The organism is Streptomyces sp. NPDC016562, assembly GCF_043076955.1.
In the GTDB taxonomy this organism is placed as follows: Bacteria; Actinomycetota; Actinomycetes; order Streptomycetales; family Streptomycetaceae; genus Streptomyces.
In genome coordinates this window covers 693,982-707,787 of record NZ_JBIBRZ010000002.1, presented here as the reverse complement: position 1 = coordinate 707,787, position 13,806 = coordinate 693,982, and the positions used below count along the sequence as shown (strand labels likewise).

At 73.6% G+C, this 13,806-nt stretch carries 12 protein-coding genes; 7 read left to right on the top strand and 5 right to left on the bottom strand.

Annotated elements, in window-relative coordinates; translation table 11 throughout:
* Positions 1-2: 2 nt before the first annotated feature.
* Positions 3-749, top strand: coding sequence for a hypothetical protein (locus ACF059_RS11005; RefSeq protein ID WP_392056595.1), 747 nt, complete (start codon positions 3-5; stop codon positions 747-749).
* Positions 750-759: 10 nt separating this feature from the next.
* On the opposite strand, the gene ACF059_RS11000 is transcribed toward ACF059_RS11005, so the two are convergent.
* From ACF059_RS11000 to ACF059_RS10985, 4 genes are all read right to left on the bottom strand, one after another.
* Positions 760-2,790, bottom strand: a complete 2,031-nt coding sequence (locus tag ACF059_RS11000) for a prolyl oligopeptidase family serine peptidase (RefSeq protein ID WP_392054479.1) — start codon at positions 2,788-2,790, stop codon at positions 760-762.
* A 13-nt stretch (positions 2,791-2,803) separates the two neighbouring features.
* Complete coding sequence (locus tag ACF059_RS10995; protein WP_392054476.1) at positions 2,804-4,180, bottom strand: M20/M25/M40 family metallo-hydrolase; 1,377 nt, start codon at positions 4,178-4,180, stop codon at positions 2,804-2,806.
* Position 4,181: 1 nt separating this feature from the next.
* A complete protein-coding gene (locus ACF059_RS10990; RefSeq protein WP_392054473.1) occupies positions 4,182-5,015 on the bottom strand; it encodes a M55 family metallopeptidase in 834 nt (277 codons plus the stop codon).
* A 235-nt stretch (positions 5,016-5,250) separates the two neighbouring features.
* Entirely contained in the window at positions 5,251-5,694 is a 444-nt protein-coding gene (locus ACF059_RS10985; protein ID WP_366864067.1) for an SRPBCC family protein, read from the bottom strand.
* A gap of 269 nt (positions 5,695-5,963) precedes the next feature.
* Here ACF059_RS10985 and ACF059_RS10980 point away from each other — a divergent pair, with 269 nt between their 5' ends.
* The 3 genes from ACF059_RS10980 to ACF059_RS10970 all read left to right on the top strand — a co-directional run bounded on the left by ACF059_RS10980 (position 5,964) and on the right by ACF059_RS10970 (position 8,289).
* The gene (locus tag ACF059_RS10980) at positions 5,964-6,146 is read left to right on the top strand and encodes a hypothetical protein (protein WP_392054470.1); all 183 of its coding nucleotides are present in this window, start codon (positions 5,964-5,966) and stop codon (positions 6,144-6,146) included.
* 112 nt (positions 6,147-6,258) lie between these two features.
* The gene (locus ACF059_RS10975) at positions 6,259-7,839 is read left to right on the top strand and encodes an alpha/beta hydrolase (protein ID WP_392054467.1); all 1,581 of its coding nucleotides are present in this window, start codon (positions 6,259-6,261) and stop codon (positions 7,837-7,839) included.
* 24 nt (positions 7,840-7,863) lie between these two features.
* On the top strand, positions 7,864-8,289 hold the full coding sequence (locus tag ACF059_RS10970) for a Rid family hydrolase (RefSeq protein ID WP_392054464.1): 426 nt from the start codon (positions 7,864-7,866) through the stop codon (positions 8,287-8,289).
* A gap of 18 nt (positions 8,290-8,307) precedes the next feature.
* Here the strand turns inward: ACF059_RS10970 and ACF059_RS10965 are convergent, their stop codons facing one another.
* Positions 8,308-8,865 (bottom strand): adenylosuccinate lyase, encoded by a 558-nt coding sequence (locus ACF059_RS10965; RefSeq protein ID WP_360889256.1) that lies wholly within the window; start codon positions 8,863-8,865, stop codon positions 8,308-8,310.
* Positions 8,866-9,260: 395 nt separating this feature from the next.
* Here ACF059_RS10965 and ACF059_RS10960 point away from each other — a divergent pair, with 395 nt between their 5' ends.
* The 3 genes from ACF059_RS10960 to ccrA all read left to right on the top strand — a co-directional run bounded on the left by ACF059_RS10960 (position 9,261) and on the right by ccrA (position 13,801).
* The gene (locus ACF059_RS10960) at positions 9,261-11,060 is read left to right on the top strand and encodes a 3-hydroxyacyl-CoA dehydrogenase family protein (RefSeq protein WP_392054460.1); all 1,800 of its coding nucleotides are present in this window, start codon (positions 9,261-9,263) and stop codon (positions 11,058-11,060) included.
* 163 nt (positions 11,061-11,223) lie between these two features.
* Complete coding sequence (locus ACF059_RS10955) at positions 11,224-12,039, top strand: TetR family transcriptional regulator (RefSeq protein WP_392054458.1); 816 nt, start codon at positions 11,224-11,226, stop codon at positions 12,037-12,039.
* Positions 12,040-12,463: 424 nt separating this feature from the next.
* Entirely contained in the window at positions 12,464-13,801 is a 1,338-nt protein-coding gene (gene ccrA, locus ACF059_RS10950) for a crotonyl-CoA carboxylase/reductase (RefSeq protein ID WP_360889264.1), read from the top strand.
* Positions 13,802-13,806 lie beyond the last annotated feature (5 nt).

Genomic DNA, 13,806 nt, shown 5'->3' with positions numbered 1-13,806 from the left:
TGATCACGGACGAGACGAACACGGCGCTGCTCGCGGCAGCGCTGAACAACGCCGCATGGTGCGACGCGGTGTGCTCCGCACACGGCCTGTCGCCGCACTACGACGACCGGCGGTTGTGGCTCAGCGCGCACAGGACCCCGCCGCTGTATCCCGACGCGGTGACCCTGGACGCGTCCGTGGCGGCGCCGCGCGTGCTCCGGGGGATCGACACGGACAGCCCGGGCTGCTCGGTGAAGGACAGCTTCGCCGCCCTGGACCTGACCGGGGACGGCTTCGAGGTGCTCTTCGAGGCCCAGTGGATCCACCGCCCGGCCGGAGCCCCGGTTCCGCCGGCGGCCTCGGGCGGCCTGGAGTGGACGCGGGTGGCCACCGCGGGCGAGCTGGAGGCCTGGGAGGCCGCCTGGGACGGCGAGGGGAGCAGCGGGCTGTTCCGCCCCGCCCTCCTCACCGAGGACATCGCCTTCCTGGCGGGCCGCCGCGACGGCCGCGTCGTCGCCGGCGCCGTCGCGAACCGGGCCTCGGGAGTCGTCGGCGTCTCCAACCTGTTCGCCGGGGCCGGGGCGTCCGCCGCGTCCGCCGCGTCCGCCGCGGACACGGACGCGGCCTGGGCCGGCGTCCTCGCCGAGGTGGGCGCCCGCTGGCCCGGCCTGGACGTGGTCGGCTACGAGTCCGGGGACGACCTGGCCACGGCGCTCCGCCACGGCTTCACCCCGATCGGCCCGCTGCGGGTCTGGCTCCGAACCCGGTGAACCTCTCCGGTCACAGCGTGAGATCCAGCCGGGGGATGTCGGTCCGCTCGATCCCGAAGACCTGGGCGTACAGGGAGAGTTCCGCCTCCAGTGCCCGGATCATCGTGTCCGCCCGGCGGAAGCCGTGGCCCTCGCCCTCGAAGGCCACGTAGGCGTGCGGCACCGGCGCCTGCGGGGCCGGACGGTCCCGTAGGGCGGCCAGGAAGCGCTCCGCCTGGGCCGGTGGGCACACCGCGTCGTCCAGCCCCTGGAGCAGGACGAACGGCGCCGTGATCCGGTCGGCGCGGGCCACCGGGGAGCGCTCGCGGTTGATCACGGCGAGGGTCTGCGGGGGCCCCGCCAGGCTGTCGATGTAGCGGGACTCCAGGTCGTGGGTCTCCTCGGCGAAGCCGGTCAGGTCCAGCACCGGGTAGATGATCGCCGCGCACGCGTACAGGTCGGTGGCGGCCAGCGAGGCCGCCGCCGTCCAGCCGCCCGCGCTGCCGCCGCGCACGGCGAGCCGGGCGGGATCGGCGGTGCCCTCGGCGGCCAGTGCCCGGGCCACCGCCGCGCAGTCCTCCACGTCCACCACGCCCCACTGCCCGCGCAGCCGCTCCCGGTAGGCGCGGCCGTAGCCGGTGGAGCCGCCGTAGTTGACCTCGACCACGCCGATGCCGCGCGAGGTGAAGTAGGCGATGTGCAGGTCGAGTACGGGCGGCACGTGATCGGTGGGTCCGCCGTGCGCCCACACCACGTACGGGGGCAGTTCGTCGGCGGCGGCCCGGCAGGCGGGGTGGTGCGGCGGGTAGACGTGCGCGTGGATCTCCCGGTCATCGGGGCCGAGGAAGGTGCGGCTCTGCGGCTCCGGGTAGTACGCCGGGTCCACCGGATCCACCCCGCGCGCGCCGACGACCCGGGCGTGCCCGGTGGCGGTGTCCAGCTCGACCACCTCGTACGCGCTGCGCGGGCTGGCGGCGACCCCGTAGACCCGGGTGCCGTGCACGGCGAGCGTCGGCTGCCAGGCCGTCCACGGCCCGGCCGCGTCCACCAGGTCGCCGCTCTCCGGGTCCAGGATGCCCAGCACCGGGGCGCCCTGGCCGTGCAGGACGGCGACGAGCTCTCCCCCCGAGCCTTCGGCCTGGGAGGTGCCCCCAGGCAGCGGGGCGAGCCAGCAGAGCCCGGTCTTCCACAGCGGGCCGCCGAACTCCTCCTCGCGCGGGCACAGGTTGACGGCCTCGCCCGTGTCCGGATCCACCCGGTACGGGTTCCACCAGCCGCCGCGGTCGCTGACCGCGAGGAGGGACCCGCCGGCCGTCCACTCCACCTGGGCGACGGACTCGGTGGGGCCGCCGAGCACGGTGCGGGCCTCGGCCAGTGTCCCGTCGGCGGTGACCTCGGCCAGCTTCAGTTCGGTGCCGTCCCAGGGCATCCGGGGATGGTCCCAGACCAGCCAGGCGGCGCGCCGGCCGTCCGGGGAGAGCCGCGGCCCGGTGGTGAACCGGTGCCGGTCATCGGTCAACTCCCTTACGGCGCCCCGGTCCCCGGCCGCCGAGCCGTCCAGCGGGACGGCGGCCGGCACCCGGCGCACATCGGTCGGGGCGGGCCCGGTGAACTCCTCCAGCACGCACCAGACCTCACCGCCGCGCAGCACGGGGTCGGCCCAGCGCAGCCCGCCGCCGGTCGCCGAGACGGGGGTGAGGGGCCGCGGCGCGGCGCCCCCGGGCGCGTCCGGCTCGTAGGCGTACAGCCGCTGGTCGGCGAAGTGGACGAAGACCAGCAGCGGCCCGCCGTCGGGCCGCTGCGCCGCGGCCCAGGGCCGGCCGCCGTACTCGGTGAGGCGGCTGCGCACGTTCCACGGCGGGGGCAGCACCGTGACCGCGGGTCCGCCGTCGGCGGGCAGGCGGACCAGGGTCCGGCGGCCGCCCTCGGCCGGCCGGGGCTCGGTCCACCAGACCTCGGGGCCGACCGTGCCCACGTACTCGGGCCGCCCGTCCAGGGAGGCGGCGAGCGCGGCGTCGATGGGGGACGGCCAGCTTCCGTAGGGCAGGGTCGGCGCCGCCATCACCGGTTCTCCCTCACAGGGCCCGCAGGGCGCGGTCGAGGACGCGGACGCCGAAGTGCAGCGCCTCCACGGGCACCCGCTCGTCCACCCCGTGGAAGAGCGCCCAGTAGTCGAAGCCGGGCGGCAGCTTCAGGGGGGAGAAGCCGTAGCCGGTGATCCCGAGGCGGGAGAACTGCTTGGCGTCGGTCCCGCCCGCCATGCAGAAGGGCACCACGTGCCCGTCCGGGTCGAAGCGTTCGACCGACTCGCGCAGGACGGCGAAGGTCCGCCCGTCCACGGGAGCCTGAAGGGCGACCTCCCGGTGCTGGAACTCCCACTTCACGTCGGGTCCGGTGAGTTCGTCCAGGGTGGCGATGAAAGCGGCCTCGCCGCCCGGCACCATCCGGCCGTCGACGTAGCCGGTGGCCTCGCCGGGGATCACGTTGAGCTTGTAACCGGCGCTGAGCATGGTGGGGTTGGCGCTGTTGCGGGCGGTCGCCTCGACGAGGACGGCGGCCGGGCCGAGCTTGTCGAGCACCGCGTCGAGGTCGAAGCCGGGCTGCCGGGGGTCGACCGACAGGCCCTGTACGGCGGCGAGTTCGACGATGCAGGCGGTGACGGTGTCGGTGAGCTGGACCGGCCACTCGTACGCGCCGATCCGCGCCACGGCGGCGGCGAGCCGGCTGACGGCATTGGCCCGGTTGGGCTTGGAGCCGTGACCGGCGGTGCCGTGCGCGGTCAACTTCAGCCAGGCGGTGCCGCGTTCGCCCGCCGCGATCGGGTAGAGCGCCTGGCCGCGTCCGGCGTGCACGGTGAAGGCCCCGGACTCGCTGATGCCCTCCGTGCAGCCTTCGAAGAGGTGCGGGTGCCGGTCGGCGAGGAAGCCGGAGCCGTCGACGGCGCTGTCCTCCTCGTCGGCGGTGTAGGCGATCACGATGTCGCGGCGCGGCTTCACTCCGGCGCGCGCCCAGGCCCGTACGACGGCCAGGACCATCGCGTCCATGTTCTTCATGTCGACGGCGCCGCGGCCCCAGACCACGCCGTCGCGGACCTCGCCCGAGAAGGGGTCCACGCTCCAGTCGGAGGCCTCGGCCGGGACCACGTCCAGGTGGCCGTGGACCAGGAGGGCCTCGGCGCCGGGGTCGGTCCCCTCGATCCGCGCGACCACGTTGGTGCGGCCCGGGGTGCGCTCCAGCAGGACCGGCTCCAGGCCTGCGGCGGCGAGCCGCTCGGCGACGTATTCGGCGGCGGGGCGTTCGCGGCAGTCGCCGCCGCCCCGGTTGGTGGTGTCGATCCTGATGAGGTCGGAGGTGAACTCGACGGCCTCGGCGAGGGCCCTCTCGTCGACGGCGGCGACGGCGCCGACGGCGTCTGCCTGTTCGATCGGGGTCTCGGTATGGAGTGCGTGCATGTCAGCCATACTGCTCCTCCACGGCCGCCGACACGACCGTCGTGACCGCCTTGAAGGTGCGGATCCCCTCGTACATCGTCTCGCTGGTGTACGCGACCCTGCGCTCCCCGCACCGCTCCGCACCGGGAACCACCGTGGCGGCCAGGGCCAGGTGCTCGGCGTCGAACTCCAGCTCCACGGTGAAGGGGCCGCCCCGCACCGGCTCGTGCCGCACGGCCAGGGCGGTGGCCTGTTTGGCGGCGGCCCGGATGTCGGCGGCGGTGCGGGCGGGGGTCCGGCACACGGCGGCGTACCGCGAGACGTGGTCCTTGACCGCGACGGTCACCGCCTCCGGGGCGTAGCCGGCGGCGTCCGCACAGGTGAGGTCGTCGCCGGTGACCAGGACGACCGGGACACCGCACTCGGCGACCACATGGGCGTTGAGCAGGCCCTCGCTGGCGCGCACCCCGTTGACCCAGACGCCGGTGATGGAGTTGGCGAGGTAGGTGTGGGCCAGGACGCCCTCGGAGCCGGCGCCGGTGTGGTAGCCGACGAAGGCGATCCCGTCGACGTCACCGTGCTGGACGCCCTCGACCATGGAGAGGGACTTGTGGCGGCCGGTGATCATCTCGGCGCGGGCGTCGAGGTCCTCCAGCAGCAGGTTGCGCATGGTGGAGTGGGCCTCGTTGATGAGGACCTGGTCGGCGCCGCCGTCGTAGAAGCCGAGGACGGCGGCGTTGACGTCCGAGGTGAACAGCCCCCGGCAGCGCTCCCACTGCGGGGTGCCGGGCATCACGTCGGCGGGCCAGGTGACGCCGGTGGCGCCTTCCATGTCAGCGGAGATGAGGATCTTCATCGGGCCCCCGGGCGGTCGGTTGCGCGGTCGCGCGCGACGCCCAGCCTAACCGTCCGGCGCCGGGAGCGGCCCGGGGTCATGCGCCCCGGGCGCGTCGGCGGGCCAGCGGGAGCCGACGGGGGGCCTGCGGCTCACGCGGGCCGGGAAATCCACCCGATCCGGTGAGCCGCCCACGGCCCGCGTGCGGCCCACGTGTGGCGGCCCCGGCAGGCCTCCGCCGAAGCAACTCCCCGTCTCAGGCCTCTACTTCGGCGGCCAGGTTGGCCAGCAGGGTGTCGTAGATCCGGGCGAGTCCCTTGGGCGCGAAGGTGCGCTCGAAGAAGCCGCCGATGCCGCCGGCGCCGTTCCACACGGTGGAGACCACGACCTTGGACTTGCCCTCACCGGCCGGGGTGACCAGCCAGGTGGTGACCATGGAGGAGTTGCGGTCCTTCTCCACCAGCTGCCCGTCGGTGGGCTCGGTGACCTCCAGCAGGCAGTCCCGCACGCGCTTGCTGGTGGCCTGGAGCTTCCAGTGCACCAGGGTGCCCTCGCCGTCGCCGCCTTCGCGCACTTCGTACTCGCTGAAGTGCTCGGGCAGCACCTTCCCCCGGATCCCGGTGTAGTCCGCCAGCGCGTCGAACACCGTCTCCGCGTCGGCTGCGATGATCCGCTCCGTGGTGGCCTCGACCTGCCCCATAGCTGTTCCTCCAGCAGTTGTGTCCGCGTCTCACCGCGAAGCCAACCACCTCCGGGGCGGGGGCCCAAATCCGGGTCGGCCGCGACGGCGGAGGCGGACGCCCTCCTCGGTGACGCCCCGAGCGGCCGCACGACGCCGTCCGGGCCGCCGCCGCCTCGCGGCGCCGCCTCCGTGACACCCCTCGTACTCCATCTGCGGCCCGGGGCGCGCGAGTGGTTCGCGGCCCGGCGGGGCGAGCACCACCCCGCCTCGTCGCAGGGTACGAGCGGATGCATGCGGCCGGGCCGTACGCGCCCACCCGGTACCGGCCGTGGATCACCCGCCAAGTCCGCGCTCCGGCGGCGCACTTCGGCACCGGGCCGGCCCGGCGCGGCGCCGCGCTCGCCGTCGCCGCGCCCGGGCGCACGGCCGGGCCGGTGGCGACCGGGCCCCTCCGGCTCACCCCGTGGTGACCTCGGACGGCCCCTGAACGGTCATCACATCGGGCCAATGGGCGGCCCAATCCCGGCTTCCGGGCACGGTTTCCGGGACGATTCCGCCCAGAACCCTCGGCTGGGAGGCCCCATGCTGCACCCCTTGAAGAAGCGCGCCGCCGTCCTGCTGGCGATCTCCACCGTCGCCGCCGCCCTCGCGGGCCCGGTCACCGCCGCCCCGGCGGCCTCGGCGGCCCCGCCCGCCCCGGCGCCGAAGCAGGCCCCGCTGCGCTGGACCGGCTGCGCGACCCCCCGCTACACGACGCTGCAGTGCGCGTCCCTCAAGGTGCCCCTCGACCACGACCGGCCCGGCGGCCGCCAGATCACCCTCGCGCTGACCCGGGTCCCCCACACCGCCGCCACCTCGCAGGGCCCGCTGCTGGTCAACCCCGGCGGCCCGGGCGGCAGCGGTCGCGGCCTGGCCGGTTTCGTCGCCTCCGCCCTCCCCAAGGACGTGGCCGGCCAGTACGACGTGATCGGCTTCGATCCCCGGGGCGTCGGCAGGAGCGAGCCCGCCCTCGACTGCGCGCCCGGCCACTTCGCCCCCGTCCGGCCGGACTCCGTACCCGTCGACGAGGCGACCGAGCAGGCCAACCTGGACCGGGTCCGCTCCTTCGCCGAGTCCTGCGGGAGCAAGCACGCGGACGTGCTCCCGCACATCGGCACGGTGTCGGCCGCCCGGGACATCGAGGTGCTGCGCGCGGCCCTCGGCGCGGAGCGGATCAGCTACTTCGGCTACTCCTACGGCACCTACCTGGGCGCGGTGTACGCCAAGCTCCACCCGGGCCGGGTGCACCGGCTCGTCCTGGACTCCGTGGTCGACCCGAACGGCGTCTGGTACGAGGACAACCTCGCCCAGGACAAGGCCTTCGACGCCCGCCACAAGGCCTTCCTGGCCTGGGTGGCGGAGCACGACGCCACCTATCGGCTCGGCACCGACCCCGAGGCGGTGGAGGAGCGCTGGTACGCGATGCGGGACGCGCTGCGCACGACGCCGGCGGGCGGCAAGGTGGGCGCGGCCGAGCTGGAGGACACCTTCATGCCCGGCGGCTACTACAACGGCTACTGGCCGAGCCTCGCCGAGGCGTTCGCGGCGTACGCGGTGGGCAAGGACCCGAAGCCGCTGGTGGCGGCGTACGAGCGGTTCGGCGCGGTGGAGCCCTCCGCGGGCAACGGCTACAGCGTCTACACGGCGGTCCAGTGCCGGGACTCGGCCTGGCCGAAGGACTGGAACCAGTGGCGCGCTGACATGTGGAGCACCCACGCCGCCGCGCCCTTCATGACCTGGAACAACGCCTGGTACAACGCTCCGTGCGCGTTCTGGCCGGCGGAGCCGCTCCAGGCCCCGGACGTGACCAACGCGGACCTCCCGCCCGCGCTCCTGCTCCAGGCGACGGAGGACGCGGCGACCCCCTTCCAGGGGGCGCTGAGCATGCAGGACAAGCTGAAGGGCTCGGCCCTGGTGGTCGAGGAGGGCGGCGGCAACCACGGCATCGCGCTGAGCGGGAACAAGTGCCTGGACGAGAAGGTGGCGGCGTACCTGAGGACGGGGCAGGCCGCGGACGCCACGTGCGCCGCGCAGGCGCCCCCGAAGCCGACCACGGCGACGCGCGCGGTCCCGTCCTCCGCGGGCGGCGCGGCCCTGCACGGTCTGCTGGGCTTCCGCGGCTGATCTTCCCCGGGCAAGATCATGCCCATGACCACCACGCCTGAACGCAGCCACCTGACCCGCGTGCACGCCCCGCAGGGCGTCAGTCCCGGGACCGGATACAGCCATGTCGTCTGGGGCACCGGACGGTTCGTCGCCGTCTCCGGTCAGTGCGCCTTCGACGAGAAGGGCGAGGTGGTCGGCGAGGGCGACGCCGCCGCCCAGGCCCGCCAGGTGTTCGAGAACCTGCGCCGGTGCCTGGCGGCGGCCGGGGCCACCTTCGACGACGTCGTGAAGCTGACCTACTTCGTCACCGACGTGGCCCACCTGCCGGCGGTACGGGCGGCCCGCGACGCCGTCATCCCCGCGGACCGGCTGCCGGCCTCCTCAGCCGTCCAGGTCGCGGCCCTCTTCCGCCCCGAGCTCCTCCTGGAGGTGGAGGCCTTCGCGGTCGTCCCGGCCGAGCCGGCCTGATCCGGGGACCCCGCCCGGTCAGCCGGGCGGCAGCCCGCGCAGGGCGGCCGTCGCCGCCACCGCGAGACGGGGGTGGGACTGGGCGCGCACGAGGAGCTCGCGGGCACGGGGGTCGGCCAGCGCCCCGAGGCCCTCGACGCAGGCCAGGGCCACCCGCCAGTACGGATCGTTCGGGGACAGCAGCCGGGCGAGGGTGGCCAGCAGGGCCGGTACGGACTCCGGGGCGCGCAGTGCGGTGAGCAGCCGGACGGGCTGGAGTGCGTAGGCCGTGCGCAGGGCGTTGGTGGCGAGGGCCGCCGCCGCGCGGGCGGTGCGGGGGTCGTCCAGCACGGCGAGCGCCTCGGCGGCGGCCGCGCAGCGCGGCGGGTCGCGGTGGTTGAGGAGCAGCACCAGGGACTCGAAGGCGCGGCGGTCTCCGGCGAGGCCCAGCCGGTAGGCGGCCAGCTCGCGGGCCCACAGGGGCAGCCCGGCCGAGGTCAGGGAGGCCGCCAGTTCGTCGGGGCCGGCCGCGCGCAGCGCCTCGTACGCGGGCGACTGACCGGCCTCCGCCCGCAGGCGTTCCAGCACGTCGTTCACGCGGCCACCCTAGGGCGCCAGGAGCGGCGCCGTGCCGGGTTCTCCCGGATGGGTGGCGACCCCGGTTGATCGATGATCGATGATCGGTACATTTGGGCGGTACAGGTCACATCTCCGCGCTCTGGCGCAGCAGTTACCGGCGAGTTACTGTCCTTACAACACGTACGAGGGCGGCCTGGTGACGCAGCCGCCCCGTGCCGGTCGGTTCGTTCTGCACGGCGCCCCCCGGGACAGGGTCGCGCCGCTTCCACCCGCTGGGTCACCTCCCCTGGGTGCTCTTCCCCCTCCGGGCCCTCTCTCCGGGCTCTTCACCGCACGGCTCTGTCGTACGGCATCAGCGCGCGCTGTGCGCCGCGCGCTCCCCAGTCGTCACCCTCTTCCACTGGAGTCCCTCGATGGACCGTCAGTCCAGTCAGCCCACCCTCCAGACCATCGCCGTCGTCGGACTCGGCACGATGGGCACCGGCATCGCCGAGGTCCTCGCCCGGGCCGGCCGCGAGGTCATCGGCATCGACATCAGCCAGACCGCCGCCCGCCGGGCCGCGGACTCCCTCGCCGCGGCGACCGCCCGCTCCGTCACCAAGGAGCGGCTCACCGAGCAGGAGCGGACGGACGTCCTCGCCCGCTTCCGCACCTACACCGACCTGGGCGCCGCCGCCGAGGCCGACCTCGTCATCGAGGTCGTGCCGGAGTCGTACGAGCTCAAGCAGCAGGTGTTCCGCGAGCTCGACGCCATCGTGCGGCCCGACACGATCCTGGCCACCGGCACGAACGCCCTGTCGGTGACGCGGCTCGCCGCCGAGTCGCAGCGCCCGGAGCGCGTGGTGGGGCTGCACTTCTTCCACCCGGTCCCGGCGATGAAGCTGGTCGAGGTCGCCTCCAGCGTCCTGACCGCGCCGACGGCCGTGGAGACGGTCACCGAGCTGGCCCGCGAGCTCGGCAAGGAGCCCGTCCCGGTCGGCGACCGGCCCGGTTTCGTCGCCGACGGCCTGCTGTTCGGCTACCTCAACCAGGCCGCCGCCATGTACGAGGCGCGGTACGCCTCCCGCGAGGACATCGACGCGGCGATGCGGCTCGGCTGCGGTCTGCCCATGGGCCCGCTGGCCCTGCTCGACCTGATCGGCGTGGACACCGCCCGCACCGTCCTGGAGGCGATGTACACCTCCTCCGGCGACCGTCTGCACGCCCCGGCCCCGATCCTGGGACAGCTCGCCGAGGCGGGCCTGACCGGGCAGAAGGCGGGCCGCGGCTTCTACACGTACGAGGCCGCGGGCAGCTCCACGGTCGTCCGTGACGCGCAGACCCCGACGGACGGCGCCCGGCTCGGCGAGGGCCGCCCGGTCAGCTCGGTCGGCGTGGCCGGCTCGGGCACCATGGCGAGCGGGATCGCCCAGGTCTTCGCGCAGGCCGGGTTCGACGTGGTGCTGGCCGCCCGCAGTCAGGAGAAGGCGGAGGCCGCGAAGGCCGCCATCGGCAAGTCCTTGGGCCGTGCGGTGTCCAAGGGCCGGCTGACGCAGGACGGCGCCGAGCAGACCCTGGCCCGGATCACCCCGGCCGGTTCGCTGGACGCCTTCTCCGACGTGGACCTGGCCGTGGAGGCCGTCGCCGAGGACCTCGGGGTCAAGCAGGAGCTGTTCGCGGCCCTGGACAAGGTCTGCAAGCCGGGTGCGGTGCTGGCCACCACCACCTCCTCGCTGCCGGTGATCGCGATCGCCCGCGTGACCTCGCGTCCGCAGGACGTGATCGGCATGCACTTCTTCAACCCGGCCCCCGCGATGAAGCTGGTCGAGGTGGTCCGCACGGTCCTGACCGCCGACGACGTGCACGCGACGGTCCGCGAGATCTGCACGAAGGTGCGCAAGCACCCGGTGGACTGCGGGGACCGTGCCGGTTTCATCGTGAACGCGCTGCTGTTCCCGTACCTCAACAACGCGATCAAGATGGTCGAGCAGCACTACGCCGGCATCGACCAGATCGACGCGGCGATGAAGCTGGGCGCCGGCTACCCGATGGGGCCGTTCGAGCTCCTCGACGTGGTCGGCCTCGATGTCTCGCTGGCCATCGAGAAGGTCCTCCACAAGGAGTTCCGCGACCCGGGTCTGGCCCCGTCCGCGCTGCTGGAGCACCTGGTGGCGGCGGGCTGCCTGGGCCGGAAGACCGGCCGCGGATTCCGTGAGTACGCCGCCCGCCGGTAATCGGTCGGGCCACGAGCCGGATGCGTGGGGAGGGCTGCTCGGGTCCGCCGGACCCTCACGGCGGACTTACCCTCCCGAGCCCAGTGCGGGCTCTCCCCCGCATCCATCCCCCTCCCACCCCCCGCAGGCGCGCTCCCCTGCACGAATGAAGTACTTTCGCTCTATGTCCCAGCCCGCCAAGACCTCGCCCCGCGCCGCCACGGCCTCCGAGACCCCGGACAGCCCGGCCGGCACCAAGGCGGCCGCGCAGCGGCTCAAAATGCGCCGTGAGCTCGCCGCCGCGGCCATGGAGCTCTTCGCGACCAAGGGGTACGAGGCGACGACGGTCGACGAGATCGCCGCGACGGCGGGGGTGGCGCGCCGGACCTTCTTCAGGCACTTCCGGTCCAAGGAAGAGGCGATCTTCCCGGACCACGACGACACCCTGACCCGCGCCGAGGCCGTCCTGGACGTGGCCCCGGCGCACGAGCACCCGCTCGACACGGTGTGCCGCGGGATCAAGGAAGTCATGAAGATGTACGCGGCCTCGCCCGCGGTGTCGGTGGAGCGCTACCGGCTGACCCGCGAGGTGCCGGCGCTGCGGGAGCGGGAGATCGCCTCGGTGGCCCGGTACGAGCGGCTGTTCACCCGCTACCTGCTGGCCCACTTCGACGAGACCGACCACCACGACGGCAACGACGACCCGCTGCTGGCCGAGGTGGCCGCCTCGGCGGTGGTCACCGCCCACAACCACGTGCTGCGGCGCTGGCTGCGGGCCGGCGGCCAGGGCGACGTGGAGGCGCAGCTGGACCACGCCTTCTCGATCGTGCGCAACACCTTCGGCTCGGGGATCGGCGCGGGCCGCACCCTCACGACGGCGGCGCCGGCCGCGCCGGCCGCCGTCCGGACGCAGGGCGAGGTGCTCGTGGCGGTGGCCCGCACCGACGCTCCGCTGGACGAGGTCATGCGGACCATCGAAGAGGCGCTGCGCGGCACGTAGTCCGCGGAGCGAGACACGTAGCGACACAGCTGGCGACACACGAAGCGATTCGCGTCACAGCGGCCACTCCTGTTACCGGGGGTGGCCGCTTTCGTTTGTCCGGCTTGCCCCTACTCGCGGGTAACTCTGATCGATCATCGCTCATCGGTGCAGGTCAATCGGCAAATGAGAGAAAGTTTTGGCACGCGGTGCCTTGCCGGGTGACACGGGGTGCCATACGTTGATTCTCGTCCGGACGTCCCCGCGACCCACGCCCACACGGCACGGAACGCGCCCCGGACTGCCTGCGTCACCAGGCACCGCACGCTGCACCGAGCGTCGCCCCGCACCACCGCACAGCCGGACCGACGGCACACCCCACCCGCTCCACGCACCCCGTCATCACCTCAGCGCACCCTCATCAGCGCTAGCCGGAGGCTCTACCGTGAAGGACATCCTGGACGCGATTCAGTCGCAGTCCGCCACCGCCGCAGACTTCGCAGCCCTGCCGCTGCCCGACTCGTACCGCGCGATCACCGTGCACAAGGACGAGGCGGAGATGTTCGCGGGGCTGACGACACGCGAGAAGGACCCGCGCAAGTCCCTCCACCTGGACCAGGTCCCGGTGCCGGAGCTCGGCCCGGGCGAGGCCCTGGTGGCCGTCATGGCCTCGTCGGTCAACTACAACTCCGTGTGGACCTCGATCTTCGAGCCGGTGTCCACCTTCAGCTTCCTGGAGCGCTACGGGCGCCTGTCGGAGCTCACCAAGCGCCACGACCTCCCGTACCACGTCATCGGCTCCGACCTCGCGGGCGTCGTGCTGCGCACCGGCCCCGGCGTCAACGCCTGGAAGCCGGGCGACGAGGTCGTCGCGCACTGCCTCTCGGTCGAGCTGGAGTCCTCCGACGGCCACAACGACACGATGCTCGACCCCGAGCAGCGCATCTGGGGCTTCGAGACCAACTTCGGCGGCCTGGCGGAGATCGCGCTGGTCAAGTCCAACCAGCTGATGCCGAAGCCCGGCCACCTGAGCTGGGAGGAGGCCGCCTCCCCCGGCCTGGTCAACTCCACCGCCTACCGCCAGCTGGTCTCCCGCAACGGCGCCGGCATGAAGCAGGGCGACAACGTCCTGATCTGGGGCGCCAGCGGTGGCCTGGGCTCCTACGCCACCCAGTTCGCCCTGGCCGGCGGCGCCAACCCGATCTGCGTGGTCTCCAGCCCCGAGAAGGCGGACATCTGCCGGGCCATGGGCGCGGAGGCGGTCATCGACCGCAACGCCGAAGGCTACAAGTTCTGGAAGGACGAGCACACCCAGGACCCGAAGGAGTGGAAGCGCTTCGGCAAGCGCATCCGCGAGCTGACCGGCGGCGAGGACATCGACATCGTCTTCGAGCACCCCGGCCGCGAGACCTTCGGCGCCTCGGTCTACGTCACCCGCAAGGGCGGCACGATCACCACCTGCGCCTCGACCTCGGGCTACATGCACGAGTACGACAACCGCTACCTGTGGATGTCGCTCAAGCGGATCATCGGCTCGCACTTCGCCAACTACCGCGAGGCGTGGGAGGCCAACCGCCTGATCGCCAAGGGCAAGATCCACCCCACCCTGTCGAAGGTCTACTCCCTGGAGGAGACCGGCCAGGCCGCCTACGACGTCCACCGCAACCTCCACCAGGGCAAGGTCGGCGTCCTCGCGCTGGCCCCCGAGGAGGGCCTGGGCGTGCGCGACCACGAGCTGCGCGCGACGCACCTCGACGCCATCAACCGCTTCCGCAACGTCTGAGACGC

What these genes read in the sequence shown, in the direction of transcription:
- ACF059_RS10980 (WP_392054470.1), top strand. Translation starts at nt 5,964, where the DNA reads ATGCATGCGGCCGGGCCGTACGCGCCCACCCGGTACCGGCCGTGGATC.
- ACF059_RS10985 (WP_366864067.1), bottom strand. Translation starts at nt 5,694, where the DNA reads ATGGGGCAGGTCGAGGCCACCACGGAGCGGATCATCGCAGCCGACGCG.
- ACF059_RS10995 (WP_392054476.1), bottom strand. Translation starts at nt 4,180, where the DNA reads ATGCACGCACTCCATACCGAGACCCCGATCGAACAGGCAGACGCCGTC.
- ACF059_RS11000 (WP_392054479.1), bottom strand. Translation starts at nt 2,790, where the DNA reads ATGGCGGCGCCGACCCTGCCCTACGGAAGCTGGCCGTCCCCCATCGAC.
- ACF059_RS10970 (WP_392054464.1), top strand. Translation starts at nt 7,864, where the DNA reads ATGACCACCACGCCTGAACGCAGCCACCTGACCCGCGTGCACGCCCCG.
- ACF059_RS10960 (WP_392054460.1), top strand. Translation starts at nt 9,261, where the DNA reads ATGGACCGTCAGTCCAGTCAGCCCACCCTCCAGACCATCGCCGTCGTC.
- ACF059_RS10955 (WP_392054458.1), top strand. Translation starts at nt 11,224, where the DNA reads ATGTCCCAGCCCGCCAAGACCTCGCCCCGCGCCGCCACGGCCTCCGAG.
- ACF059_RS10975 (WP_392054467.1), top strand. Translation starts at nt 6,259, where the DNA reads ATGCTGCACCCCTTGAAGAAGCGCGCCGCCGTCCTGCTGGCGATCTCC.
- ACF059_RS10990 (WP_392054473.1), bottom strand. Translation starts at nt 5,015, where the DNA reads ATGAAGATCCTCATCTCCGCTGACATGGAAGGCGCCACCGGCGTCACC.